Annotated in this window: 29 protein-coding genes, 1 tRNA gene and 2 pseudogenes; 13 read left to right on the forward strand and 19 right to left on the reverse strand. The window is 59.4% G+C overall.

What is annotated here, in order from left to right:
• Window positions 1-143: 143 nt before the first annotated feature.
• From BLP23_RS00600 to BLP23_RS33520, 6 genes are all read left to right on the forward strand, one after another.
• Complete coding sequence (locus tag BLP23_RS00600) at window positions 144-719, forward strand: polysaccharide biosynthesis/export family protein (protein WP_022714777.1); 576 nt, start codon at window positions 144-146, stop codon at window positions 717-719.
• A 6-nt stretch (window positions 720-725) separates the two neighbouring features.
• Window positions 726-1,907 carry a glycosyltransferase gene (locus tag BLP23_RS00605; protein ID WP_092583104.1) on the forward strand — a complete coding sequence of 394 codons (1,182 nt, stop codon included), beginning with the start codon at window positions 726-728 and terminating at the stop codon, window positions 1,905-1,907.
• 46 nt (window positions 1,908-1,953) lie between these two features.
• Window positions 1,954-3,504, forward strand: coding sequence for an undecaprenyl-phosphate glucose phosphotransferase (locus BLP23_RS00610; protein ID WP_092583105.1), 1,551 nt, complete (start codon window positions 1,954-1,956; stop codon window positions 3,502-3,504).
• Complete coding sequence (locus tag BLP23_RS00615) at window positions 3,501-4,745, forward strand: O-antigen ligase family protein (RefSeq protein WP_092583106.1); 1,245 nt, start codon at window positions 3,501-3,503, stop codon at window positions 4,743-4,745. The genes BLP23_RS00610 and BLP23_RS00615 overlap by 4 nt, the downstream gene beginning before the upstream one ends.
• Window positions 4,746-4,783: 38 nt before the next feature.
• Window positions 4,784-5,077, forward strand: coding sequence for a helix-turn-helix domain-containing protein (locus tag BLP23_RS00620; protein WP_092583107.1), 294 nt, complete (start codon window positions 4,784-4,786; stop codon window positions 5,075-5,077).
• A gap of 73 nt (window positions 5,078-5,150) precedes the next feature.
• Window positions 5,151-5,300, forward strand: a complete 150-nt coding sequence (locus tag BLP23_RS33520) for a hypothetical protein (protein ID WP_092584204.1) — start codon at window positions 5,151-5,153, stop codon at window positions 5,298-5,300.
• Between the two features lie 3 nt (window positions 5,301-5,303).
• Here BLP23_RS33520 and BLP23_RS00630 read toward each other — a convergent pair whose 3' ends face one another.
• Window positions 5,304-5,516: a hypothetical protein gene (locus tag BLP23_RS00630; RefSeq protein ID WP_092583108.1), complete on the reverse strand. Its 213-nt coding sequence runs from the start codon at window positions 5,514-5,516 to the stop codon at window positions 5,304-5,306.
• A 38-nt stretch (window positions 5,517-5,554) separates the two neighbouring features.
• Window positions 5,555-5,716 carry a hypothetical protein gene (locus BLP23_RS33525; RefSeq protein WP_167363811.1) on the reverse strand — a complete coding sequence of 54 codons (162 nt, stop codon included), beginning with the start codon at window positions 5,714-5,716 and terminating at the stop codon, window positions 5,555-5,557.
• A 118-nt stretch (window positions 5,717-5,834) separates the two neighbouring features.
• Between BLP23_RS33525 and BLP23_RS34175 the strand changes: the two genes are divergently transcribed.
• Window positions 5,835-6,098 (forward strand): hypothetical protein, encoded by a 264-nt coding sequence (locus tag BLP23_RS34175; protein WP_092583110.1) that lies wholly within the window; start codon window positions 5,835-5,837, stop codon window positions 6,096-6,098.
• Between the two features lie 329 nt (window positions 6,099-6,427).
• Window positions 6,428-6,625: pseudogene (locus BLP23_RS34180) on the forward strand (hypothetical protein); the annotation flags it as partial.
• Window positions 6,626-6,806: 181 nt separating this feature from the next.
• Here the strand turns inward: BLP23_RS34180 and BLP23_RS00650 are convergent.
• A tRNA-Pro gene (locus tag BLP23_RS00650) sits at window positions 6,807-6,880 on the reverse strand.
• 196 nt (window positions 6,881-7,076) lie between these two features.
• Window positions 7,077-7,742 carry an HAD family hydrolase gene (locus BLP23_RS00655; RefSeq protein ID WP_267890056.1) on the reverse strand — a complete coding sequence of 222 codons (666 nt, stop codon included), beginning with the start codon at window positions 7,740-7,742 and terminating at the stop codon, window positions 7,077-7,079.
• 241 nt (window positions 7,743-7,983) lie between these two features.
• Between BLP23_RS00655 and BLP23_RS00660 the strand changes: the two genes are divergently transcribed.
• The gene (locus BLP23_RS00660; protein ID WP_092583111.1) at window positions 7,984-8,298 is read left to right on the forward strand and encodes a DUF1236 domain-containing protein; all 315 of its coding nucleotides are present in this window, start codon (window positions 7,984-7,986) and stop codon (window positions 8,296-8,298) included.
• A gap of 353 nt (window positions 8,299-8,651) precedes the next feature.
• Here BLP23_RS00660 and BLP23_RS00665 read toward each other — a convergent pair whose 3' ends face one another.
• The 6 genes and pseudogenes from BLP23_RS00665 to BLP23_RS00690 all read right to left on the reverse strand — a co-directional run bounded on the left by BLP23_RS00665 (window position 8,652) and on the right by BLP23_RS00690 (window position 13,118).
• Window positions 8,652-9,188 carry a MerR family transcriptional regulator gene (locus BLP23_RS00665; RefSeq protein WP_022714765.1) on the reverse strand — a complete coding sequence of 179 codons (537 nt, stop codon included), beginning with the start codon at window positions 9,186-9,188 and terminating at the stop codon, window positions 8,652-8,654.
• 182 nt (window positions 9,189-9,370) lie between these two features.
• Window positions 9,371-9,709 (reverse strand): integration host factor subunit alpha, encoded by a 339-nt coding sequence (locus tag BLP23_RS00670; RefSeq protein ID WP_022714764.1) that lies wholly within the window; start codon window positions 9,707-9,709, stop codon window positions 9,371-9,373.
• A 111-nt stretch (window positions 9,710-9,820) separates the two neighbouring features.
• On the reverse strand, window positions 9,821-10,792 hold the full coding sequence (locus BLP23_RS00675) for a beta-ketoacyl-ACP synthase III (RefSeq protein ID WP_092583112.1): 972 nt from the start codon (window positions 10,790-10,792) through the stop codon (window positions 9,821-9,823).
• Window positions 10,793-10,811: 19 nt separating this feature from the next.
• Window positions 10,812-11,858, reverse strand: coding sequence for a phosphate acyltransferase PlsX (plsX, locus tag BLP23_RS00680; protein ID WP_092583113.1), 1,047 nt, complete (start codon window positions 11,856-11,858; stop codon window positions 10,812-10,814).
• Window positions 11,859-11,963: 105 nt separating this feature from the next.
• A complete protein-coding gene (locus BLP23_RS00685) occupies window positions 11,964-12,518 on the reverse strand; it encodes a YceD family protein (RefSeq protein ID WP_022714761.1) in 555 nt (184 codons plus the stop codon).
• 10 nt (window positions 12,519-12,528) lie between these two features.
• A pseudogene (locus BLP23_RS00690) lies at window positions 12,529-13,118 on the reverse strand (ubiquinol-cytochrome C chaperone family protein).
• Window positions 13,119-13,307: 189 nt separating this feature from the next.
• Between BLP23_RS00690 and BLP23_RS00695 the strand changes: the two are divergent.
• Complete coding sequence (locus tag BLP23_RS00695; protein ID WP_092583115.1) at window positions 13,308-13,832, forward strand: outer membrane protein assembly factor BamE; 525 nt, start codon at window positions 13,308-13,310, stop codon at window positions 13,830-13,832.
• 69 nt (window positions 13,833-13,901) lie between these two features.
• On the opposite strand, the gene BLP23_RS00700 is transcribed toward BLP23_RS00695, so the two are convergent.
• From BLP23_RS00700 to ribH, 3 genes are all read right to left on the reverse strand, one after another.
• The gene (locus BLP23_RS00700) at window positions 13,902-16,037 is read right to left on the reverse strand and encodes a sodium-translocating pyrophosphatase (protein ID WP_092583116.1); all 2,136 of its coding nucleotides are present in this window, start codon (window positions 16,035-16,037) and stop codon (window positions 13,902-13,904) included.
• 198 nt (window positions 16,038-16,235) lie between these two features.
• Window positions 16,236-16,718 carry a transcription antitermination factor NusB gene (gene nusB, locus BLP23_RS00705; RefSeq protein ID WP_022714756.1) on the reverse strand — a complete coding sequence of 161 codons (483 nt, stop codon included), beginning with the start codon at window positions 16,716-16,718 and terminating at the stop codon, window positions 16,236-16,238.
• The gene (gene ribH / locus BLP23_RS00710) at window positions 16,715-17,176 is read right to left on the reverse strand and encodes a 6,7-dimethyl-8-ribityllumazine synthase (RefSeq protein ID WP_092583117.1); all 462 of its coding nucleotides are present in this window, start codon (window positions 17,174-17,176) and stop codon (window positions 16,715-16,717) included. The genes nusB and ribH overlap by 4 nt, the downstream gene beginning before the upstream one ends.
• Before the next feature lie 321 nt (window positions 17,177-17,497).
• Here ribH and BLP23_RS00715 point away from each other — a divergent pair, with 321 nt between their 5' ends.
• The 3 genes from BLP23_RS00715 to BLP23_RS00725 all read left to right on the forward strand — a co-directional run bounded on the left by BLP23_RS00715 (window position 17,498) and on the right by BLP23_RS00725 (window position 19,029).
• Window positions 17,498-17,857: a hypothetical protein gene (locus BLP23_RS00715; RefSeq protein WP_092583118.1), complete on the forward strand. Its 360-nt coding sequence runs from the start codon at window positions 17,498-17,500 to the stop codon at window positions 17,855-17,857.
• A 114-nt stretch (window positions 17,858-17,971) separates the two neighbouring features.
• Window positions 17,972-18,466, forward strand: coding sequence for a cupin domain-containing protein (locus BLP23_RS00720; protein ID WP_092583119.1), 495 nt, complete (start codon window positions 17,972-17,974; stop codon window positions 18,464-18,466).
• 29 nt (window positions 18,467-18,495) lie between these two features.
• On the forward strand, window positions 18,496-19,029 hold the full coding sequence (locus tag BLP23_RS00725; protein ID WP_092584206.1) for a GNAT family N-acetyltransferase: 534 nt from the start codon (window positions 18,496-18,498) through the stop codon (window positions 19,027-19,029).
• On the opposite strand, the gene BLP23_RS00730 is transcribed toward BLP23_RS00725, so the two are convergent.
• From BLP23_RS00730 to ldtR, 6 genes are all read right to left on the reverse strand, one after another.
• Window positions 18,992-19,612: a riboflavin synthase gene (locus BLP23_RS00730; RefSeq protein WP_092583120.1), complete on the reverse strand. Its 621-nt coding sequence runs from the start codon at window positions 19,610-19,612 to the stop codon at window positions 18,992-18,994. The two genes, BLP23_RS00725 and BLP23_RS00730, sit on opposite strands and share 38 nt — an antisense overlap.
• Window positions 19,612-20,868 (reverse strand): bifunctional diaminohydroxyphosphoribosylaminopyrimidine deaminase/5-amino-6-(5-phosphoribosylamino)uracil reductase RibD, encoded by a 1,257-nt coding sequence (gene ribD, locus BLP23_RS00735; protein WP_092583121.1) that lies wholly within the window; start codon window positions 20,866-20,868, stop codon window positions 19,612-19,614. The genes BLP23_RS00730 and ribD overlap by 1 nt, the downstream gene beginning before the upstream one ends.
• A gap of 3 nt (window positions 20,869-20,871) precedes the next feature.
• Window positions 20,872-21,348 carry a transcriptional regulator NrdR gene (gene nrdR / locus BLP23_RS00740; RefSeq protein WP_022714748.1) on the reverse strand — a complete coding sequence of 159 codons (477 nt, stop codon included), beginning with the start codon at window positions 21,346-21,348 and terminating at the stop codon, window positions 20,872-20,874.
• Window positions 21,349-21,357: 9 nt separating this feature from the next.
• Entirely contained in the window at window positions 21,358-22,656 is a 1,299-nt protein-coding gene (gene glyA, locus BLP23_RS00745) for a serine hydroxymethyltransferase (RefSeq protein WP_092583122.1), read from the reverse strand.
• Window positions 22,657-22,982: 326 nt separating this feature from the next.
• The gene (locus tag BLP23_RS00750) at window positions 22,983-24,284 is read right to left on the reverse strand and encodes a L,D-transpeptidase family protein (RefSeq protein WP_022714745.1); all 1,302 of its coding nucleotides are present in this window, start codon (window positions 24,282-24,284) and stop codon (window positions 22,983-22,985) included.
• A 453-nt stretch (window positions 24,285-24,737) separates the two neighbouring features.
• Window positions 24,738-25,253: a transcriptional regulator LdtR gene (ldtR, locus tag BLP23_RS00755; RefSeq protein WP_092583123.1), complete on the reverse strand. Its 516-nt coding sequence runs from the start codon at window positions 25,251-25,253 to the stop codon at window positions 24,738-24,740.
• Window positions 25,254-25,383: the final 130 nt, after the last annotated feature.

Genomic DNA, 25,383 nt, shown 5'->3' on the forward strand with positions numbered 1-25,383 from the left:
CTGAGGGTTAATGTTGCCTGGCATAAGCAAAGCGAAGCGTCACCGGGCAAAAAGCAAAAAATGCGGCGCAGTTTTTACCACCCATTAACCCTAACGGATCGATAACGGCAGCACCGAGTTCGTTTCCTGTGAGCATAACGCGGATGCTTTTCGTCCAGCCCAAGACGCTTCTGGCTCTGAGCCTTGTCGCCATGACGGCGGCATTGAGCGGTTGCAACACCTATAAGCCCGCGCCGAGAGCTTTTAATCAGGCAACGATCCAGCCCTATACGCTCGACAGCGGCGACCGCCTGCGCATCACCGTTTTCGATCAGCCGAGCATGACCAATACCTATATGGTCGATCAGGCAGGCTACATCGCCTTCCCCCTCGTCGGACAGGTGCCGGCGCGCGGACGCACGCTGCAGCAGCTCTCCGGCCAGATCGCCCAGAAGTTGCAGCAGGGCTATCTGCGGGATCCCGATGTGACGATCGATGTCGACCGCTACCGTTCCATCTTCATCATGGGTGAAGTCGGTCAGCCGGGCCAGTATTCCTATGTGCCGGGCATGACGGTACAGAACGCGATCGCCGTTGCCGGCGGCTTCACCTCCCGCGCCAATCAGGGCACGGTCGACGTCACCCGCAAGATCAACGGCCAGGTGCTGACCGGACGCGTCAACATTTCGTCCTCAATCATCGCCGGCGACACGATCTATGTCCGCGAACGGCTGTTCTGATCGCTGATGGCAGAACAGCGCCCCCTCCGCATACTCCATTGTTTCAGATCGCCCGTCGGCGGGATATTTCGCCATGTCCGCGATCTGGTGGAAGAACACAGCACGGCCGGGCATGAGATCGGCATCCTCTGCGACAGCTCCACTGGCGGCGAACACGAGGACCGGCTATTCGACGATATCCGTCCCTTTCTTTCGCTCGGGCTGACGCGCATACCGATCCGGCGTTCTGTGGCGCTTTCCGATATCGGCGTGATATGGGAGACATACAAGAAGATCAAAAGTTTGCGGCCGGACGTGCTGCACGGACACGGCGCCAAGGGCGGCGTGCTCGCGCGCCTTGTCGGCTCAGCCTTGCGGGTGAACAGGTATCGCGTAGCCCGCCTCTATACCGCCCACGGCGGAAGCCTGCACTATTCCCGCTCGTCGCTCACCGGACAATTCGTTCTGCGGATGGAGCGGTTGCAGGAATATTTCACTGATGCCCTCGTCTTCATCTGCGAATACGAGCGTGACACCTATGCGAAGAAAGTGGGCCGGCCGAAACCCATGACGCGGCTGATCTACAACGGGATTGGGGAGCGGGATTTCCAGATCATTCCCACACGATCCGATGCCGTACATTTCATTTATGTCGGCATGCTCCGGGACCTTAAGGGTCCCGATTTGTTTGTGGATGCATTTGCCAAGACCGAGCGGCTGATTGGTCGCCCTCTTTCCGCGCTGATGATCGGCGACGGCCCAGACCGGGAGAAGTACCGTGACATGATGGTCGAGCGCGGCCTCGGCAAGCGTATCGGCATGCTGCCGCCGATGCGTGTGCAGGAAGCCTTCGCGATGGCGCAGAACCTGGTGGTGCCATCCCGCGCCGAAGCCATGCCCTACATCATCCTCGAAGGGCTCGGCGCCGGAAAGACGGTCATCGCCAGCCGCGTCGGCGGCATTCCGGAAGTGCTCGGCAAGAGCAGCCCTGCCCTCGTCGCGCCCGACAACGCGGATGACTTAGCCCGCGTCATGGCCGACGCGCTGACGACACCCGGCTGGCATAATGCCGTGATGCCTTCGATCGACTCGGTGAAGTCCGTTTTTTCCTCTTCCGTGATGGCAGCAGATGTCCTGAAACTGTACCACGCGCTCGCGGAGGGGTCTTCAGCCTCCGAAACCTATGAAGCATCCGTAAATCTTTCTTAGGGCCTTTCTGCTAATGCCGTTTGAAACAACGAGCGGCCGAAGCCCCATGAACAAAGCAGAAAAGAGCGACCAGTTCGACGTCGAAGCCCTGCGCAAGCGGGTTTCCGCTGCCAACGCAGACGGCGGCGGGAAGGAGGCGCCGGGAGAGATCAACGCCTATGCCCGCCAGATCGCCGAACAGTTCCGCGAGGGGACGCGTTCTCCGTCGATGGTCATCGGCCAGCTGCGCCTCTTCGAATTCGTCTCGCAATTTGCAATCGGGCTGCTCGCCTTCCTGATCTGGCCGGGAGACGGCAGCGAAAGCCTTGGCGCGCGGGCGGGCATAGCGGCCGCCGCGGCGGCGTTGGGCGTCGTGGCGCTGCAGCTTGCGGATACCTATTCCATTCCGGCGCTGCGGGCCCGCATTCGCCTTTTACCGCGCATCTTCGGCGCCTGGGCGGCTGCCTTTACCATAACGGAAGTGATCTTTTCGCTCTTCCGCGACCTCGCATTGGCCCAGATAAACCTGCATGTCGCCTGGTTCTCGCTTGCCGCAATCTTCCTGCTCGGCTCGCGCTTCCTGGTCGCCTACGGCATCCGCAACTGGGCGCGCAACGGCGTCATGGAGCGCCGCGCCGTGATCGTCGGTGGCGGCGAACCCGCTAAGGATCTGATCCGCGTTCTCGAGCAGCAGGCGGACAACGACATCCGCATATGCGGCATCTTCGACGACCGAGGCGAGAAGCGCTCGCCGGTCATGGTCGCCGGCTATCCGAAGCTCGGCACCGTTGCCGAACTGGTCGAATTCGTACGGCTGACCCGCATCGACATGCTGATTATCGCCCTGCCGCTCAGCGCCGAGGCCCGCATCCTGCAGCTTCTCAAAAAACTTTGGATCCTGCCGGTCGATATCCGCCTTGCGGCACATGCCAACCGCCTGCGGTTCCGGCCACGTGCCTATTCGCATATCGGCTCCGTGCCGATGCTCGACATTTTCAAGAAGCCGATCCGCGATTGGGACTCGGTCGCCAAACGCGGCTTCGACATCCTCTTCGCATCGCTTGCGCTTGTCTTGCTCTGGCCGGTGATGATCCTGACGGCCATTGCAATCAAGCTGACGTCCAAGGGTCCCGTCTTCTTCATGCAGAAGCGGCACGGCTTCAACAATGAGGTCATCAACGTCTTCAAGTTCCGCTCGATGTACACCAACATGAGCGATCACAACGCCAAGGTCGTAGTGACCAAGGGCGATCCGCGCGTAACGCCGGTCGGCCGCTTCATCCGCAAATCCTCGATTGATGAATTGCCGCAACTGTTCAATGTGCTGAAAGGCAATCTCTCGCTCGTCGGCCCCCGGCCGCACGCAGTCCTGGCGCAGACCAAAGATCGCGCCTGGGGTGACATCGTGGAAGGCTATTTCGCGCGTCACCGCGTCAAGCCCGGCGTGACTGGCTGGGCGCAGATCAACGGCTGGCGCGGCGAGATCGACAATGACGACAAGATCAAGTTCCGCACTGCCTACGACCTCTACTATATCGAGAACTGGTCGCTCTGGTTCGATCTCAAGATATTGTTCCTGACGCCGGTGCGGCTGCTCAACACGGAAAACGCCTATTGACCGCGATCGAGGCGGCATCTTCCCGCGTCGCCCAACCGCAGCGCGCCGCACTGCGCTTCATCGGTTCGGCGATGGTTGCCTTCGGCGTCTTCCTCGCTGGCTTCGTCATCAACGAGCCTGCGCCTTACGAACTGTGGATGGCGGGGCTCGTCGGCATTTGGTTCATCCTTGGCCTTAGAATCTCGCGCTTCACCGCGATGCTTCTGACCCTGCTCATGACTTTCAATGTCGGCGGCATGCTTTCACTAACGCAAATGAAGGACATGACCGGCGGACCAATGTATGTCGCGGTCTCGACCTTCCTTGCCCTCACCTCGGTCTTTTATGCAGCCATCATCGAAGACAGCGCCAAGCGGCTGCCGCTGATCTTCAATGCCTGGGTCTTTGCAGCCGTCATCACCGCGTTGCTCGGCATACTTGGATACTTCCATGCCTTTCCCGGCGCCGAGGTTTTCACGCTCTACGATCGCGCAAAGGGCGCATTCCAGGATCCGAACGTCTTCGGACCGTTCCTCGTCGTACCGTCGCTCTATCTCATCCACGGTATTTTGACGCGCGACCTGACGACCTCGCCGTTGCGCGCCGCCGCGCTGCTGATCGTTGCGCTCGGCGTATTCCTGTCCTTCTCGCGCGCCGCCTGGGGCCTCTTCCTGCTCGGTGTGGTGCTGCTCATCTTCCTGATGCTGCTGAAAGAGCGAAGCGGCGCTTTCCGGCTGCGCATCCTCGTCCTCTCGCTTCTGGCGATCGTTTTGATGGTTGCAACCCTTCTGATCGCGCTTCAATTCCCGCAAGTCAGCGATTTGTTCAGCACCCGCGCACAACTCGTCCAGGAATATGACGGCGAATATCTCGGCCGTTTCGACCGCCACCGCATCGGCTTTCAGATGATGATGGAAAGGCCGCTCGGGATCGGACCGATGGTGTTCGGCACCATCTTTCCGGAAGACGAGCACAATATCTGGCTGAAGACGCTGACGACCTATGGCTGGCTCGGCTTCGTCTCCTACGTGTCGCTACTCGTGTGGACGCTTTACCTCGGCCTCAAGAACCTTCTCAGGGATCGGCCCTGGCAGCCTTATCTGATGATCGCCTGGATCTGCATCATCGGCCACGCGGTCATCGGCAACGTAATCGACATCGACCATTGGCGGCATGTCTATCTTCTCTTCGGCATCGTCTGGGGGTGCGCTGCGCTCGAACATCGCTACCGGTATAATTTCGCCGGCCAAAGCGCGGCTTAAGTACTTGAGAAGGGCGGCATTCGCGCTAACTTCCAAGCATGATCACAGGAATGCAGATACGCGGCGCGCGCGCCATGACTGGGATGAGCATCGATGAGCTTGCCTCTGCCTCGGGCCTGACGCCAGAAGCTATAGAGGCACTCGAAGACGGCGACGGAACGGGCGAGCCCGGCGCATTCCTTGCCGCCAAGCACGCGCTGGAAGCAGCCGGCGTGATCTTTATCGCAAGCGGCAATCAGGACGAAGGCGGCCCCGGCGTGCGTCTGCGGGCGCGCTCGTTAAGCGACGACGGCATCCGCCCCGAAAACCTCAACGCTGCCAATGACGACTGACGGTGGCCGTGCAGGGAACCAACGGGATCTTCACGCGTTTTTCCTTCGATATCAAAACGTTGGGGAAAACATCTTGAACCGCAGCAATGGTCTCTATTTCGTCATCGGCGCCTTGGTCGTCGTCATCGTCGGCCTTGGCGCGTATATTTTCAATGAGGAACGCAAGCCCGATGGCATCGAACTCCGCATCGGCCAGAACGGCATTTCCGTCGAGGAGAAGTGAGGGCTAGAAATAGGCTTTCGCAAGGGCTGCGAGTTTCGTGCTGTCCTTGGCGCCCTGGCGATAGAGCTGGATGATCAGCGCGCCGAGGTGCTCGGCTTCGGGCGTATTGCGGCTTAGTCCCCTCGCCTTGCAGACGACATCCAACACTCCGGAAATCACATCCAGGTCCTCCGAAAAGAGCGGCAGATCACGGGGATGAAAAGGTGTATCGAGCATCGAGCCGCACTTCCCATGAGGGCGAAAGCACAACTGCATCATTCGCCAGCCGCCCATCCATGGCCGACGATATAGATAATATGCGCGCCGATTTCCGGCTTGGCAACTGGAACAAATGTCTCGGGGTCGCAGGCTGGTTTGCGGCGCGCCTTCGCCTGTGCCAGGCCCCTGACTGGCGGTTCTGCCTGCTTTTTTTTCATGCCGGTCGAGCTTATGCTTTCCCGCATAAAACAGAGCACCATTTACTTCTTGCGCCAGAGGCGCGCGACACGGAAACGTTGCGCCGTTACGCGACAAAACATTTGAAGGCCGACAGGAATGAGAATTCGACGGACGATTTTGATAGCTGCACTGGCATTATCCGGCTGCACCAGCGGCTCGGAAGGAATCGAGCCGATACGCGGAAGCATCACATATGGGGGCCAGCCAGCGGCGCGGCTTAGCAAATCGCCGCCCGGCTCTGTTCTGCCCCATCAGTTTATCGACCCGACCGGCAGGTGGGTGGAAGAAACCTACATTATTCAACCGGACAGAAGCCTCAAGCTCGTAAGACGGCGTGATGTGGTCGACAGCGCCGATTGAGTAGACACCAGCAAAAGGAAGGCCGGTGCGACACCGGCCTTCCTTGGAAGCACATCGGCTACTTGTTACCGCATATTTCTGCCATGTCGGTCTGGTCGTCGCCGCGGCCAGGAGGTCCGCGCCTTGTCGTACGCAGAGCAATTGCTTTCCACGGAGCCTCCCCAGGTCATGGTCGTGCTGCCGGTTACATTGGGATCAACCGCAGGGGGCGCATTGCTAGTGTTGCCGAAAGGACAATCTTCCCCTTCCTGCACCGATGGCGGCGAATTCGTTGAGCCTGCCGGAGCGCCTTGGCTCTGGGCACTGGAATTGATGGAGGCTCTGGCAAGGTGCGACCAGAGATCTGTGCCATTCCATCGTGCAACGCCTGCGACAATGGGCGTTCGCTGCCAGCTGGCCTTTACACGGGCGAAGACGTTTTCGAAGCGGACTTTGACGATCTTGCACCTCGGGTCGACTGCGACGTTCCAGAACCAGGTGACGCCACCGTCATCGATACCGGCAAGCCAAGCCAGATCGTTCTGCGCGTGCACCGACACCAGAACAGGCTTGATGATGAACATCCGTAAATCGTTGAATCTATAGCTTTTTAACTTTGTTCAGAGCCAAAGTCGCTATTCCAGACAGAAATAGCGGCCAGTCGGACGTTGTCCCACCAGCCGCCTTTTCGGATGCCCAAAAAACTCGTCTGATTAACGAGTAAAAATCTCGGAATGGCCGGATTTGAACCGACGACCCCTTGACCCCCAGTCAAGTGCGCTACCAGACTGCGCTACATTCCGTCACAATGCCTCATTCGGTAGGCTTCAACAATTTCGCTTGGTCCTCATATCGAACCAGCGCCCATTGATCCAGTCAAGTGCGCTATCTGGTTGCGCTACGCCTCGACCTGCCGAAACAGCTTGTTTCGTTTAGTTTTTCGTGTCGCCCAATGCAAGCGGAAAAAGCCATACTGCGCGCAAAAAGCCGATGTGCCACTTAGGCTCCGACAATTCCAATTCCTATGCCGCCGATTGTCTTCACGGTCCATGCCTCGTAGTCCGCAATGGAGAAATGCGGTGTTTGGAAGGGTGTGGCATGTGTCGTGGTAATGACGGTGACATCGGCTCCCGCAGCTTCTCCCGCAAGTATGCCCGCAACCGCGTCTTCGAAGACCAAGCAGCGTTTCGGATCGACACCCAGGCGGCTGGCGCCGAGCAGATAGCATTCCGGGCTGGGCTTGCCTGCCTGGACTTCCTCGCCGGTGACGAGGACTTTCGGCATCGGGATGCCGGCGGCGGCCATGCGTCGCTTGGCGAGTTCAAATGGGGCGGAGGTGACGATCGCCCATCTGTCGGCGGGAATGCCGTTCAGAAAGCGGATTGCGCCGGGGATCTGCACGATACCGTCGACGTCTTCCATTTCCTCGATCAGGAGTTTTTTCGCTTCAAGCACCGGATCCACACCGGGAAGTGCCAGTTGACGGATGGTGTCGCTGGCACGGACGCCGTGTACCGTCTTCAAGAACACTTCCGGCTCGAGGCCGTGATCCTTTGCCCAATCGCCCCAGATGCGCTCGACGACCGCTATGGAGTTAAGGAGCGTGCCGTCCATGTCGAAGAGGAATGCATCGTAGGCTTTGCCGGGTACATTGGGAGACGACACAGGGGAATTCCTTGTGAAATGGGGCTTTGTAAGCAGAAAGGCGGACGGAGATCAGGATGGTCTCTCCCTGTTTTCTCCACCGCACGAATCGTTTCGTGCGATCCTCTCTAAACAGATGCCGGCGGCTTTGCCAAGGTCAGTGCCACGCCAGCGCCAGGAAGCAGGCTGTGACCTTTTCCGGAACAACGGATCCGCGGGGGCGTTTTTCATTAAGGCTGGGTAGGAAAAGGAGATTTGTCCTATGCGCAAGACCATGCTGGCTACGGCAGCCGTAACGCTGACGGTCTGCTCTGCTGCCTTCGCGCAGAGTACGGTAATCGTCGACCCTGCACCCACCGGCTCCATCGTGTTGCCGGGCGAAGTTCGCACGTATGTGATGGAGCAGCAGGTACCTTCTGTCGTCTACGAGGGCGACGTCGTCGTCGGAACGACGCTTCCGGAGACCGTCGAAATCCACGAGGTCCCGGATATGGACGGTTATGCTTATACCGTTGTCAATAATCGCAGAGTAATCGTCGAACCTCAGACGCACCGCGTCATTCAAATCCTGGAGTGATCAGATCAGGCGCGAAGCTTGTAGCTTCGCGCCCATGTTCATCCCAGAAAAGCAGTACAAGATTTCCATTCACAGGAAGCCTTCTAATGTTCTGAGCCACAGCCGGCGATGAACAGCCATCCCGGCGCATGACGCCTGCAGCTGTTTCGCCAGCCGCAAGACGAGCGTTACCGCTGGTATGTTGGATTCGCCTGCCCTCCCTTCGGAACTACGCTTCTTCCGGCGACATTTTCCGTCGGACGCGGCAATGGGGCGTCGATACCGCCGGAGATTGGCGACCTGCGCGTCAGGCCGATCTGGTGATGACCGTCCGGTGTCCGGTCACGGACCGTATTCCTCGGGCGCAAAGATTTTTAGCGCACCTGATCGAGCAGGCGCTTGCATTCCAGAAGATCGTAGAGCGCCTCCTGCAGAAGCGCCCTGTCCTCCTTGCTGACGCTCGACTTGCCGATCGAGACTTCAGACTGATCGTCGTCGCCGGCGACGAAATTAAAGAAGCGGCGGGTAATCGGCGGCTTTGCGCGGCCGACCAGCTGATCCTCCTCCGAAATGCCGACGCGCGGTTCACCCGGGGCGCTGTCTCTGCCACCGGCGGCAAGCGCCTCGACGCTGGCGAGATCGCCTTGCGCGACAGCGACGACGAATTTGTTGCCGTTGGTCTTCAGGAGCTTCTGAACGCCCTTGATCGTATAGCCATGGTCGTAAAGGAGATGCCGAATACCCTTCAACAGATCCACGTCTTCCGGCCGGTAATAGCGGCGCCCACCGCCCCTCTTCATCGGCTTTATCTGAGGAAAGCGCGTTTCCCAAAAACGCAGAACGTGTTGCGGCAGATCAAGGTCGTCAGCGACTTCGCTGATTGTTCGGAAGGCATCGGGGCTCTTGTCCAAGGTCGTACTCCCTACGCGATCACCGGTGGCGGTCCAAACCGCGACTCATCACATTTCAACGGTTTGCGGCGTTGAATTCAAGTCATGTCTTCGCATAGCCCACAAGCGGGAAAGCGCGATTGGAGAAAAATGATCAGGAGGCAGCAATCAGGGACAGGTATTCAACTTATCCCTTGGCACCCTTACATGGCCGGATTTGCGGGCTTCTGTTTGACCTTGCGCAGGGTGTGTGCCTTGAGAATACGGGTCTTCAGGACGTTCGAAGCCTTGAAGGTCATCACCCGGCGGGGCGAGATCGGCACTTCTTCGCCCGTCTTGGGATTGCGGCCGATGCGCTCGTTTTTATCGCGGACCTGGAAGGTGGCGAAGGAGGAAAGTTTGACGGTTTCGCCACGGACGATGGCGTTGCAGATTTCGTCGAGCACGGTCTCGACGAGTTCGGCGGATTCGGTCCTGGAGAGACCGACCTTCCGGAAAACCGATTCCGCCAGGTCTGCTCGCGTCACTGTCTTTCCGGTCATGGTCTCCCCGCCAATTCTACAAAATATTTTTTAAAAGCGAGCAAAGACTATTTGTCTTGCGCCTTACGGTCAAGCTCTTGTTCGTCGCCAGTTTTTTGCGATTCTTCGCCGTCACCAGCGCAGCAGCAATGCACCCCAGGTGAAGCCGCCGCCCATCGCCTCCAGCATCACCAGATCGCCTTTCTTGATGCGTCCATCGCCCGCTGCAGTGGCAAGTGCGAGAGGGATCGAGGCGGCTGAGGTGTTGCCGTGCAGGTCGACGGTGATGACGACCTTCTCGGGGGCGATATGCAGCTTCTTGGCGGAGCCGTCGATGATGCGGCGGTTCGCCTGGTGCGGCACAAGCCAGTCGAGATCTTCGGCGGTCGTACCCGTCGAATCGAAGGCGGCCTGAATCACGTCGGTGATCATGCCGACGGCATATTTGAAGACCTCGCGGCCTTCCATGCGCAGCTTGCCGACGGTGCCGGTGGTGGACGGGCCGCCATCGACGAAGAGTTTCTCCTTGTGGGAGCCATCGGAGCGAAGATGCGCCGTCAGGACGCCGCGATCGGCCGTCGTACCCTCGCCTTCGGCAGCCTCGATCACGATCGCGCCCGCGCCGTCGCCGAAGAGCACGCAGGTGGTGCGGTCGTTCCAGTCGAGGATGCGCGAGAAGGTTTCCGCACCGATCACGAGGGCACGCCTGGCTAGGCCGCCACGGATATAGGCGTCGGCCGTCGTCATGGCATAGACGAAGCCGGTGCAGACCGCCTGCACGTCGAAGGCGAAGCCGTGGTGCATGCCGAGACGGTTCTGGATATTGACCGCCGTCGCCGGGAAAGTGTTGTCCGGCGTCGAGGTGGCACAGATGATGAGATCGATATCAGCAGGCGTCAGCCCTGCCTTGTCGAGCGCCGCACGCGCAGCCCGCTCGCCGAGCGAAGACGTGGTCTCGTCATCGCTTGCGATATGTCGCTGGCGGATGCCGGTGCGCTGGACGATCCACTCGTCAGACGTATCGACGACATCTTCCATCTCGCGATTGGTCATTACGCGTTTCGGAAGTGCGGCTCCGAACCCGCGAACCACTGAACGGATCATTCTGGTTAAACCTCGTTGCTCATGCGGCTTCCGGCCCCATCGGGGGTAACCGCTTGGCATGATATTTCTTGAGATCGTTTTCTATTTTCTGATTGAGGCCATTCTTGGCCATATCATAGCCGACCTCGATGGCAGCAGCGATGCCGTCTGCGTTGGCGCCGCCATGGCTCTTGATGACGATGCCGTTGAGACCAAGGAATACGCCGCCATTGACCTTGCTCGGATCCATTTTTTCACGAAGCATGTCGAATGCGCTCTTGGCAAACAGATAGCCGATCCTGGCAAGCAGCGTACGGGACATCGCGGCACGCAGGTATGCGGCGATCTGTTTTGCTGTGCCTTCGGCGGCCTTCAAGGCGATATTGCCGGAAAAGCCTTCCGTCACGACGACATCGACGGTGCCTTTCCCGATGTCGTCGCCTTCGACGAAACCGGAATATTCGAGCGAATCGATATTAGCCTCGCGAAGCAGCCGGCCTGCTTCCTTGACTTCTTCCTGGCCCTTCATCTCTTCGACGCCGACGTTCAGCAGGCCGATCGTCGGCCGTTCGAGTTCGAAGAGCGCCCGCGCCATAGCGCCGCCCATCAGGGCAAAGTCCATCAGTTGCTGAGAATCAGCGCCGATCGTCGCGCCGACATCGAGAACGATGCTCTCGCCCCGCAGCGTCGGCCAAATGGCTGCAATCGCAGGGCGCTCGATATTGGCCATCGTACGCAGACAGAACTTTGCCATGGCCATTAGCGCGCCGGTGTTTCCCGCGGAAACGGCGACATCAGCGTCGCCCGTCTTCACAGCCTCGATCGAGCGCCACATGGTGGAAATATAGCGGCCGCGGCGCAGCGCCTGGCTGGGCTTCTCGTCCATGCGAACGGCAAGTTCGCAATCGTGGAAGACGGACTTTTCTCTCACCTTCGGAAACGTAGCGAGAACCGGATCGCACTGCTCTTTCAGTCCAAAAAAGACGAAGGAGATATCCGGATGCCTTTCCAATGCTTTCGCGGCACCGGGGATGACAACCTGGGGACCAAAGTCGCCACCCATGAGGTCGAGAGATATTCTGATCACGCGTCCCTGATCCTTTTCTTTCGCCTGAGGGGAGCGAAAATTTCGGCCAAAATACCGGTTTTCCTATCGCTTACAACTGAATTGTGTCAAATACCCCACGGGTTTTCAGTCCTTCTGCCAATCCTTGAGCACCGCAAAGGCAGAAGGCTTCTTATCGTTTTCCCCCGTATCCTCGATATGGCCGGAGAACTCGACACCCTTCTTGCGGGGATAGGGATCGATCGCCAGCGCGGCGAATTCCATCACCACTTCTCCCGCGTCGATCGTGTCGCCGGAGAAGGTTTCAGGCAGGTCCGGCCCGTCAGGATCGAGAACCATTTCGCCGGCGTCATTGGCCGGGTGCCTGGCGAGTTTCGAATTCTCGGGTACGTAGATCTGCTCGAACTGCTCGTCGATATCGGCAGGTACCGGGTCGAGCGTCACCACGCAGGCCTGAACGATCTTTGCCTGCACCCTGCCCTTCACGCGGATGCCATCCTTCTTCCAGCGATTGATCTGCAGGTCCGCACGCAGATCGTCGACGGACAGTACATCCCAACGTTCAGCAAGCGCTTTGCGCTCCTTCTCGTCTGCCTTGAGGTGCACTTCGACAGGGTTTGCGGAGATATGGCCGACCTTGACGAGGTAAGAAAATGGAATGTCGTCGTTGCGATGTTTCATGGCGTCCTCCTTACGCTGCCTGTGGCAGCGTCGCCGAGCCGGTGGCGATCCGGTCTTCGGACTGGGCCGACAGATCGGCTTCGGCGTCAAACATCCAGTTGGCAAGCGCCGTCATTTCGTAAGCGTCGGTGGCTTGCGGATGGATGTTGCGGTTAAGGGCTGCGGCAAGGGCCGCCCGGTCGCCGGTGTCCATTGCCGCCGAATAGGATTCGAGACGTCCGTAGAACATGCCGGCAAGCTTCTTCATGCGTTTCGGCACCCCGTTGTCGCTGATACCGAGTTCGCGGATCGAATGGTCGATATCCTCAAAGAAGGCATCGACGATCTCCTGAGCAATCTCCTGTCCGCTGGATCCGGCGGAGCGTGTGCGGCGGAAGAAGAGGATCATCACCAGCGACAGCATCTCGAAACGGCCCATCACGGTGTCCGGAACATGCATGGTCTCGTAGAATTCCGGCATACGGGCTGCGGCAGTCAATACCGAATACTGCCGTTCGACGATCGCCTGATTGTTGTTTTTCTTGCGAAAGAGCCCGAAGATCATTGTTTCTTCCGGAAAAGCCTCGTTCTTCACGCGGAGTTGCGTGGGCCGTGTTGCATGATTTCGAAAGCTGGTTTACCGAAGCAGGCGCGAATTGCAATGCCGAAGGTGGCCACTTTCGGGACAGTGCCCTTATCGGCTCGATGTCGGGGAGTTGGGAGTATTCGACCCCGGAAAGGCCACAAAGGTTTTGCATCAGCGGTGATTGCAGGGCCGGAAAGCTGCCTATCGATACCTCAAGGGAGTAGATGTCGTTGAAGAAACGGTATTTCAAGTCTGACATAAAATTCTTCAGCAACGCAGCCATCGCCATCATGATTGCCTCAGCAGGCCTCACAGGTTGCCAAACAGGAACAGTGCTTAACGGCGGCTATATTGTCGACGAGCAATCTCTCAATCTCGTTCCGGAAGGCTCTAGCCGCGAACAGGTGCTTCTGTCGCTCGGCACGCCTTCGACGACGGCAACGTTCGACACCGAGGTCTTCTATTACATCTCGCAGAAGCGCACGCGCTCCGTCGCCTTCCAGAAACTGAAGGTCGTCGACCAGAGTGTGCTTGCGATCTACTTCGACAAGGACGGCGTCGTCACGCGCCGCGCGAATTACACCCTCCAGGACGGCAAGGTCTTCGACACGATTTCGCGCGTGACCCCGACCGGCGGCCGCGAACTGACCTTCCTGCAGCAGATTCTGGCAGGCGGCGCGGGCGGTGCAGCAAAGAGCCTGTTCGGAACGCCTTCAGGCAACCCGCAGAATCCTGCAAGTATCCGATGAATGCGCGACCCAACAAAGAAACCCGCCGGATCGCTCCGGCGGGTTTCTTCTTTGTCTCTATGCGTTTGATCAGGCCAAGACCGCCAAGAGCAGCAAGGCGACGATATTGGTGATCTTGATCGCCGGATTGACGGCCGGACCTGCGGTATCCTTGTAAGGATCGCCGACCGTGTCGCCGGTGACGGAGGCCTTGTGTGCGTCCGAGCCCTTCATGTGGCGGACGCCGTCCTTGTCGACGAAGCCGTCCTCGAAGGACTTCTTCGCGTTGTCCCATGCACCGCCGCCGGACGTCATCGAGATGGCGACGAACAGGCCGTTGATAATGACACCGAGGAGCGACGCGCCGAGTGCGGCGAAGGCCGAGGCCTTGGAGCCGGAGACCAGCAGAACACCGAAATAAACGACGATCGGAGCCAGGACCGGCAATAGCGAGGGGATGATCATCTCGCGGATTGCGGCCTTGGTCAGAAGGTCGACGGCCTTGCCGTAGTCCGGCTTTTCCGTTCCCTGCATGATGCCCGGCTTTTCCTTGAACTGACGGCGCACTTCCTCGACGATTGCGCCGGCGGCGCGGCCGACGGCCGTCATGGCGATACCGCCGAAGAGGTAGGGAATGAGCCCACCGAAGATCAAACCAGCCACCACATAGGGGTTGGAGAGATCGAATGAAATCTCCCCTATGCCTGCGAAGTAGGGAAACTTGTCGCCATTTGCCGCAAAATATTTGAGGTCATAGGAATAGGCCGCAAAAAGCACCAGCGCGCCGAGACCGGCAGAGCCGATCGCGTAGCCTTTGGTAACGGCTTTCGTCGTATTGCCGACGGCGTCGAGCGCGTCCGTCGACTTGCGGACCTCCGGCGGCAGATGGGACATTTCGGCAATGCCACCGGCATTGTCGGTCACGGGACCGAAGGCATCGAGCGCAACGATCATGCCGGCAAGGCCGAGCATGGCGGTGACGGCGATGCCGGTGCCGAAGAGGCCGGCGAGCTGGTAGGTGCCGATAATGCCCGCGACGATGACGATCGCAGGCAGCGCCGTCGATTCCAGCGAGACCGCAAGCCCCTGGATGACGTTAGTGCCGTGACCGGTCACGGATGCCTGGGCGATCGAGTTGACCGGGCGTTTGTTGGTGCCAGTATAATATTCGGTGATGACGACAATGAGCGCCGTTACCAAGAGGCCGACGAGGCCGCAGAAGAAGAGATTGGTACCGGTAACATCCACACCGCCGGCCTGTCCGAGCGACCCCCAGCCCACCGTCAACGATGTTGCAGCGCCTAGACCGACAATCGACAGGAGGCCGGTGACGATAAGGCCCTTATAGAGTGCGCCCATGATCGAGCCGTTGGTTCCAAGCTTGACGAAAAAGGTACCGACGATCGAGGTGAGGATGCAGGCGCCGCAGATTGCCAGCGGATAGACCATCGCCGACTGCAGGATCGGTGCCCCGGCAAAGAAGATTGAGGCGAGAACCATGGTCGCGACGACGGAAACGGCATAGGTCTCGAAAAGGTCTGCGGCCATGCCGGCGCAGTCGCCGACATTGTCGCCGACATTATCTGCGATCGTGGCCGGGTTGCGCGGATCGTCTTCCGGAATGCCTGCCTCGACCTTGCCGACGAGATCCCCGCCGACATCGGCACCCTTGGTGAAGATGCCGCCGCCCAGACGAGCGAAGATCGAGATCAGCGAGGCACCGAAGCCGAGCGCGACAAGCGCATCGATGACTTCGCGCGAACCGCTTTCATGGCCGAGCAGGCCGGTTAGGATGAAATAATAGATGGATACGCCGAGCAGCGCCAAACCGGCGACGAGCATGCCGGTGATGGCACCGGATTTGAAGGCGATATCGAGGCCGGCCGAGAGGCTGTGCGACGCGGCCTGCGCCGTGCGGACGTTGGCGCGAACGGAGACGTGCATGCCGATAAAGCCGGCTGCACCGGAAAGCACGGCGCCGATCAGAAAGCCGATGGCGGCCATGCCGGAGAGAAGCAGCCAGGCTGCAATGAAAACAACGATGCCGACGACCGCAATCGTCTTGTACTGGCGCATGAGATAGGCCTGCGCGCCTTCACGGATATAACCCGCGATTTCCTGCATGCGGCTGTTCCCCTGATCGGCCGCCAGCACCGAGCGGGTTGCCCAGATTGCATAAACTACCGAGAGCAGACCGCATGCAATTACGCATAAAAGAATTATCATTTCGCTCTTTCCTCCAAAAGTGCCGGAGCACTCCTCCCTCCGGCCACGAATGCAGCCGAATCGTCTTCTCTCCACGGAAACGCTCTAGCTTTGCGTGCGGAGATTGCGGGGTGGGAAACACGACGTCAAGACCGCAAGGGACGAAAACCCTTGCAGCGCAGCGTAAAGGGCGAAATGGTCCGATAGCGGACGGAAGGCTTACTTCTTCATTTCGCCGCGCACCTGTTTGGCGATGCGGTCGAGCACGGCATTGACGAGCTTCGGCTCGTCATCCTCGAAGAAGGCCCGGGCGATCTCGACATATTCCGTAACGATCACGGCCACCGGCACGTCTTTGCGGTCGAGAAGTTCGAAAACGCCGGCGCGCAGGATCGCGCGCACGGTGCTGTCGAGGCGCGACAACGCCCAGTCGTCCTGCAGGGCTGAGGCGATCAAAGGATCCAGACGAAGCTGCTCGCGCACCACGCCGGAAACGATGGAACGGAACCACGCGGCATCGGCCTTGAGATAGGTCTCGCCGTCGATTTCTTGACCGAGGCGGTGAGCCTCATATTCGGCGACGATTTCCAGAACACCGGTGCCGCCGATATCCATCTGGTAGAGCGCCTGAACAGCAGCCAGACGCGCAGCGCCGCGCTGGTTTGCCGTCTTTACCTGACGCTCCGGATTTTCACTAGTCATTCGTATGCACCCAGTTTCTTCTTCAGCTCGATCATCGTGAGAGCTGCGCGAGCGGCAAAGCCGCCCTTGTCCTTGTCCGAGCGGCGGGCGCGTGCCCAAGCCTGCTCATCGTTTTCGACCGTCAGGATGCCGTTGCCGATGGCAAGGGATTCGCTGACGGCGAGATCCATCAATGCGCGGCAGGATTCGTTCGACACGATGTCGAAGTGGTAGGTCTCGCCGCGGATGACCATGCCGAGAGCGACATAGCCGTCATATTGCGTGCCGCCATTGTCGGCGCCGTCAAGCGCCATGGCAATCGTCGGCGGAATCTCCAGGGCTCCTGGAACGGTGACGATATCGTAGCTCGCGCCGGCTTCCTTGAGCGCGAAGGTTGCCCCTTCCAGAAGGGCGTCGGCCATGTCGTCGTAGAAGCGGGCTTCGACGATCAAAATATGGGGAGCGTTATCTCGCGCCATGCATCACCTTCGGTTTCTGAGGACTTTGCCATTTGGCAGGCCGCGGTCAAAACATGCCTTTCGATGAATGGCAAGCAAATTCGGATCATGGCCGGAAATCTCTGCGACAGGATCGCAGAAATATACGCCCGCCGTTTGCCATGCACGCTCGCAAGCACCTTGAAAACGGCAAATCGAAGGCAATCGTTGTGAACAATTTGTAATGTTATTTCAGGCGTTTAGCTATTGATTCCACGCTGTGGCCGACCCAACTCAACAAGCGTAACGCCGACGATCCCCTGCACGACAGCCGACCGTCATAGCAGATGAAAGGATACCATCATGAACCGCGTTGCCACAATCGCCATCGTTTCCGCCTTCTCCTCCCTCGCGCTTGCCGGCGTCAGCCGCGCGGAAAGCTTTGGCATGAACAGCCCATCGGGCATCGAACAGACGCTCCGCAATTTCCGGGGTAACGACTTCACCGTAAAGCATTTCTACAACTGGCACGACGCAAGCCCCGAAGAATATGGTCCGCGCTCCGCTGCGCCACGCTCGGCACAGGATGTGCGCCAGATTCAGGCATCGATCGACGCCAACAAGATGCTGACGCGCAAGCTCGGCAATGACGGCGTCAATGTCCGCAACGTCATCAATGCCGAACAGGCGGCCGATGGCAGCATTACCTTCTATACCGACTGATGGGGCGCAGGGCGGCGCAGATCGCTGCGCCGCCCTGCCCGACAATTCCGCTGACGCCTATTGAAAACCATCCGGAATTGATGGTCTCTTCGTCCCTGCAAAAGGGGAGAAGACATGCCACGTGAGATTAAACCGGTTCTCAATGTTGCCGACCTGACGCTGGAGCGGTGGCAACAGGGCGCGATCTACGAGGGCGCCGACATATCCTTCGGCCGCCTGCTTGGCCTTTCCAATCTCGGGATCAGCTACAACGAGGTGCCGCCCGGCAAATCGAGCTGTCCGTTCCACAATCACCATGTCGAGGATGAGCTGTTCTTCGTGATCGAAGGAACAGGAGAATACCGTTTTGGAAGCGAACGTTACCCGATCAGGAAAGGCGACACGCTCGGCGCACCTGCCGGCGGGAAAGAAACAGCACATCAGATCCTCAATACCGGTAATACGACGCTGATTTATCTCGGCATCTCCACGATGGCGAAGACGGAGATCGTCGAATACCCGGATTCCCAAAAATTCCTCGCCAAGACAAATCATGACGTCGGGCGCTTCCGCTTCATCGGGCGCGCGGAGAACGATCTCGACTACTGGGACGGCGAAGCAGGCGCGTGAGACAGGTGTTCAGGGAAACGATATCCATGATGATTAATGTTCCGACCATCGAAACGGAGCGGTTGATTCTGCGACCGCACCGGCTCGACGATTTCGATGCCTACATAGACTTATGGGCCGACGAGGATGTCGTTCGCTATATCAGCGGCGTGCCATCGACGCGCGAGCAGACATGGTCCCGCCTCATAAGGGCGAGCGGCATGTGGCACCATATGGGTTTCGGCTTTCTGATCATCGAGGAAAAGCAAAGCGGGCGGCTGATCGGCGAAGCAGGCTTCCACGAAGCCCGACGCGAGATGTCTCCATCCATCGAGGAAACACTGGAAACCGGATGGGTATTGCTGCCTTGCGCACACGGACGGGGTTATGCGACAGAAGCGCTCACGGCGCTGATCGCATGGGCTGACTGTCATTTCCCCGGCAAGGAGATGACCTGCATCGTTAGCCCGGAAAACGCGGCTTCGCTACGCGTCGCCGAAAAGCTCGGCTTCCGCGAGGTGGCACGTACCGATTATCACGGCGAAATCATTCTGCTCTCGCGGCAGGGAATTCAGCCAGCCTAGCTGCATAGCGCGCCATCGTATCGACCTCGAAATTCACGAAATCGCCGGCGCCTCGCTCGCCCCACGTCGTGACTTCCAAGGTATGGCGAATGAGAAGCACGTCGAAATCCGTGCCTTCGACGGCGTTGACCGTCAGCGACGTACCATCGAGCGCTATCGAGCCTTTGGGCGCCACGAACTTCGCGAGATGCTCCGGCGCGCGCAGACGGAAACGGGTCGCATCGCCTTCCGTAGTCACCGACAGGATTTCTGCCTTGCCGTCGACATGCCCGGAGACGATGTGGCCGCCGAGTTCGTCACCGATCTTCAGGGAACGCTCTAGATTGACGCGCGTGCCTTCCTTCCAGCTTGCAAGCGTCGTGAGCCTTAGTGCCTCTTCCCAGGCCTCCACCTCGAACCAACGCCCATTGCTGCCTTCGGCCGGCAGGCCGGTCACCGTCAGGCAGATGCCCGAATGGGAAATCGACGCGCCCATATCGATGGTCTTGGGGTCGTAACTGCTCGCGACGCGGAGCTTTACACCCTCGTTCATGGGAGAAATGGATTCGATCGTGCCGATATCGGTGACAATTCCGGTGAACATCAAAATTCTCTTTCGTATTCGTCCAGCCGGTCGTCGCCGAACATGAATGTGCCTCTATGGGCAAAACCGGATGGCATATCGGTCTTCGTCAAAGGCGATTCAATACCGCCCTCGCCGATGATGAGTTGGCCTTGGTAAAGCTGGATCCGATCGACGAGACCGGCGTCGAGGAAAAGCCGCGCCGTCTTCGCACCGCCTTCGACGAGCAGCGAGGAAATGCCGCGCGAGGCGAGCGCCGGAAGCAGCACTTCGGGATGGTAAGGATGGCAGTAGAGGATTTCGACGCCTGCAGCCCGCAGGGCGTCGGCGCGAGCCTCACCCCCCACTGCGCTGCCGGGCGTCTCCCCCGTTAGCGGAGGGATCGGCAGGTTGCCGCAGCTCGCTTCTACTGGCACCTCGTCAGTGGTGGCGTCGGTCGCAACGGAAGAATGCTGGCGAGCGCTCACCCTATCTATTTCGCTCCTTGTAGGAGAGATGTCCGGTAGGATAAAGGGAGGTGCCTCGCCTGCAACGGCAATGGTCGGCACCTCTCGTGCTGAACGTACAAGTTTACTGCCGAGCGGCAAATCAAGCCGCGGATCAAGCACGACACGCACCGGCGACAGCGATTGCAGGCCCGGCAAGCGCACCGTCAGTTCCGGGTCGTCGGCGATCGCCGTGCCGATGCCGACGAGGATGGCGTCGGTTTTGGCGCGGAGCGCCTGGACCTGCGCGCGGGCGAGAGGACTGGTGATGGCGATCTGTCCCTCGCCTTTGCGGCCGATCATGCCGTCGGCGGAAACGGCAAGCTTCAGAGTCACATATGGCCGGTTCTTCGTCTGCCGGGTGAGATAGCCGGCAAGCGAGCGCCTGCCCTCGTCTTCCAGTACGCCGGTATCAACCTCGATGCCGGCTTCGCGCAGAAGCGCGATTCCGCCGCCGGAGACGCGCGGATCGGGATCGGTCACGCTGATGACGACGCGCGCGACACCAGCGGCAATCAGCGCTTCGGCGCAGGGCGGCGTCTTGCCGTGATGGGAGCAGGGTTCGAGCGTCACATAGGCGGTGGCGCCGCGCGCCAGTTCGCCTGCCTCGGTGAGCGCCTGCGGCTCGGCATGCGGGCGCCCGCCGATCGCCGTCGTGCCGCGGCCGACGATTTCGCTGTCCTTGACGATGACGCAGCCGACGGAAGGATTTGTGGAGGTCTGGCCGAGATGCAGAAGGCCAAGACGGATTGCCTCGGCCATGAAACGCTTGTCATGCGGCCCGGCGCTCAAGGCTCAGGTCTCCAAAGTGTCGCGGCTGATCTTGGCGTTGATTTCGGAGATGACCTTTTCGAAATCCTCGGCATGCGAGAAATCCCGGTAGACCGACGCATACCGAACAAAGCCAACGTCATCGAGACTCTTGAGAGCTTCCAGCACCTGAAGGCCGATGGCCTCTGAGCTGATTTCGACCTCCCCGGAGCTTTCGAGGCGGCGCACAATGCCGGAAACAGCCCTTTCGATGCGGTCACGGTCGACCGGACGCTTGCGCAGCGCGATCTCGAAGGACCGCACCAGCTTGTCTCGGTCGAAAGGCACCTTGCGGCCGGTCTTCTTGACGACCATCAGCTCGCGCAGTTGCACGCGCTCGAAAGTCGTGAAGCGGCCGCCGCAATCGGGACAGATCCGTCTGCGGCGGATGGACGTATTGTCCTCCGCCGGACGTGAATCCTTGACCTGGGTGTCTTCCGATCCGCAGAATGGGCAGCGCATGCGCTATCCTTAGCCGATGTAGTCGTACATTGGGAAGCGGCCGGTAAGGTCGACCACCTTGCCACGAACAGCTGCTTCGACTGCAGCGTTGCCTTCATCGGAATTGGCGACCTTCAGGCCGTCGAGAACCTCAACGATGAGGTTGCCGATTTCCTTGAATTCCGCTTCCTTGAAGCCGCGCGTCGTGCCAGCCGGAGCGCCGAGACGGACGCCGGAGGTGACGAAGGGCTTTTCCGGATCGAAGGGAATGCCGTTCTTGTTGCAGGTGATGTAGGCGCGCCCGAGCGCTGCTTCGGCGCGCTTTCCCGTCGCGTTCTTCTTGCGAAGATCGACGAGCATCAGGTGGTTGTCGGTACCGCCGGAGACGACATCGAGTCCGCCTGCCATCAGCGTCTCGGCAAGCGCCTTAGCGTTCTTGACGATCTGCGCGGCGTAGTCCTTGAATTCCGGCTGCAGCGCTTCGCCGAAGGCAACGGCCTTGGCGGCGATGATGTGCATCAGCGGACCACCCTGGAGGCCCGGGAAGACAGCCGAGTTGAACTTCTTCGCCAGATCCTCGTCGTTCGTCAAGATGACGCCGCCGCGCGGGCCGCGAAGCGACTTGTGAGTCGTGGTCGTTGCGACGTGGCAGTGCGGGAACGGCGACGGATGCTGGCCGCCGGCAACGAGGCCGGCTATATGAGCCATGTCAACCATGAGATAGGCGCCGACGGAGTCGGCAATTTCGCGGAAACGCTTCCAGTCCCAGACACGGGAGTAAGCGGTGCCACCTGCGATGATCAGCTTAGGCCTGTGCTCTTCGGCCTTGCGGGCGACGTCGTCCATGTCGAGCAGGTTATCGCCTTCGCGAACGCCGTAGGACACCACGTTGAACCACTTGCCGGACATATTGACCGGCGAACCGTGCGTCAGGTGACCGCCCGAGTTGAGGTCAAGGCCCATAAAGGTGTCGCCCGGCTGCAGCAGCGCCAGGAAGACCGCCTGGTTCATCTGCGAGCCGGAATTCGGCTGGACGTTGGCGAAGTTGACGCCGAAGAGCTTCTTGGCGCGTTCGATCGCCAGTTCCTCAGCAATATCGACGAACTGGCAGCCGCCGTAGTAGCGCTTGCCCGGATAACCTTCCGCATATTTGTTCGTCATGATGGAGCCCTGGGCTTCCAGCACCGCGCGGGAAACGATGTTCTCCGATGCGATCAATTCGATCTCATGCCGCTGGCGGCCGAGTTCCTTTTCAATCGCGCCGAAGATATCCGGATCGGTGTCGGCAAGCGAGCGATTGAAGAAGGTCTGCGTGGAAGCATTTGTCATGGGCGGGCTCCTCAACTGGAATGCGCGAAGGTATTAGCGTTCCGCCCTGCCGAGGGCAATACGAAGAACGACATTTGCTGGGCAATCTACGCGCACGAGTGTCGTGGGCTGGCATGTTGTCGTGGGATGCCCCTTACCCTAATCCTCTCTTCGCCAGCTTGGAGGGGACGTGCCTCACAAAACTTAGAGATTAAATCGAAGCGTTGCGACATATCCCCTTCGCCTTGTTTACCGCAAGGAGGTCCCGGCAAGCGGATGAAGGGCAACCGCTGGCAAAGAAAAAACCGCGCCTTCCAGCGCGGTTTCCCAATTTATAAGCAGGAAGTTTACTGAACCGGCTGTTCCATCCCAGCGGTCGTGTCGAGCGCAAGCTCGGCGTTGCCGTCCATCTGGTAGATGTCGTCGCGGAACTGCACGAGGCCATCCGGCATGCCCCAGGCGGAGATGTAGACGAAATAGACCGGGATTTCCTCGGCGAGCGTGATCGGCGTGTTGACCCGGCTGGCGATCACCTGCTCCATCTGCTGACGCGACCACGGCGGGGTGTCGCGCAGCAGCCAAGTCGTCAGGTCACGGACGTTCTGGACGCGGACGCAGCCGGACGACTCAAAGCGCATCAGCTTGTTGAACAGGCCCTGCTGCGGCGTGTCGTGCATGTACTCGCCGTTCTTGTTATGGAAATTGATCTTCGCCGAAGCCATGGCGTTGATCTTGCCCGGATCCTGACGGAACATCAGGTTCGGCGCCTCGCCATTCCAGTCAATCGTTTCCGGGGCGACTTCGTTGCCCTTGCCGTCAATCAGGCGAATGGCGTTCTTCTCGAGATAAGTCGGATCCTTGCGCATCAGCGGCATGATGTCCTTCTCGACGATCGAGCGCGGCGCAGTCCAATAAGGATTGAGGATGACCTCGTAGATCTTCGAGTTGACGATATGCGTCGGGCGGCTGATACGTCCGACGACGGCCGCATGACGTGTCGCCACGCTGCCGTCCTCGACCGCCTCGACATAGGCGGCCGGAATATTGACCATGACATGGCGGCGGCCGAGATCTTCCGGGAAGGTCTGCAGGCGGATGAGGTTGGTGTTCAACTGCTGCAGGCGCACATCAACCGGAATGTTCATCGCCTTCAGCGTAAATTCGCCGATGACGCCGTCTGACGGAAGGCCGTGACGAGCCTGGAAGCGCTTGACCGCACCATCGACATAGGAATCGAAGGCGGAAGACATGCCTGCTTCGCGCGGCAGGTCGCCGGTGATGGCAAGGCGCTGGCGCAGAGCCTGAACGGAAGGATCCGTCACGCCAAGCTGGAGACGCAGGCCAGCCGGATTGACCTCAGGCCAACCGCCTGCGGAGGCGATCTGCTGATACTCCATGATCGCCTGCTGGATGCTCGGAACAGATTGCGGGCTGAGGATCGGGGTATTGGAGACGGCGGCACTCGCCGTACGCGAGGCAGCCTTGGCATCGAACTGGTCATCCCAGGCGCCGCGGCGTGGTGCGTTGATCAGCGCATCGAGCGCGGACTGCGCAAATGCCGGGGCGGCGATTGCGCTGGCGCCGACGGTTGCCGCAGATGCAAGAAAGGCGCGGCGCGAAAGAGCTTCAATTCGGTTTTTCTTCGACATAATCCCAACCACTCAATGCCGCAGCTTGAAAGGAAAACCGCGGGCTTTGCGATTCACTGCGCCACGGCGCAGATCACTACCATTCCGTTTTCCGGCGCATCACAGATTTTCCGCGCCTGGCCATCACAAGATTGCGAGCCGGAAGCACGAACGACTGTGAACTACCATATGAAAAGCGCCGCTTGCCGTGCATGTCCGCTGTCATACCAATATGGCCAATTCGTGTCGCCGACGTCCAATATGCCTACCGATGGTCGGGAGCGGCACGGACGAAACCATATCGATCCGTCGTAAACGGTGCTGGTTAATAACGGCTAAAAAACGGCCTGAATACAGGCCGCTGTGCTTGGGTGCGATGCGTTGCAAAGATGACACGCTTGGCACCCGGAACGGCAAAACCGGACGCGCAGGGACGCATCCGGCTTTCTTCGACCTTGGAGGAGGTCTGTTACCTTAGAGCCGGTAAAGGATCTGGTCGTTCCAGAAGCGGTCGAGACGCTGCAGGAGCTTGTTCATCTGGGTGAACTCGTCCGTGCCGATGCCGCCGACCTTGTCGATCGAGGCGATGTGGCGCTCGTAGAGCTTGGCGACTGTTTCGGCGACCTCAGTGCCGGTTTCCGTCAGGCTGATGCGGACGGAGCGGCGGTCGATGCGCGAACGCTGGTGGTTGATGAAGCCGAGATCGACCAGCTTCTTGACGTTGTAGGACACGTTCGAGCCGAGATAGTAGCCACGCGAGCGCAGCTCGCCGGCGGTCAGCTCGGAATTGCCGATGTTGAAAAGGAGCAGAGCCTGGATGGCGTTGACGTCGTTGCGGCCCTGACGGTCGAACTCGTCCTTGATGACATCCAGAAGGCGGCGGTGAAGACGTTCAACAAGGTGAAGGGATTCCATGTAAAGATCACGGATGTCCTGGTCCTGCTGATCACGGAAGTTCGATGCCGCCTGCGGCTTGATTTTCGTATTCATGATGACTGCCTCACTGTTTTGTTTGGCGGTGTTGGTTTTCTTCCCGCCTTGAGACAGACCCTATCGAATACAAATAAAATTCTACTTAAACTGCAGGCTTAACAGCACCTTACCGGAAACCCCGCGTTGT

The sequence above is a fragment of the Rhizobium mongolense subsp. loessense genome, from assembly GCF_900099775.1.
GTDB classification, from domain to species: domain Bacteria; phylum Pseudomonadota; class Alphaproteobacteria; order Rhizobiales; family Rhizobiaceae; genus Rhizobium; species Rhizobium loessense.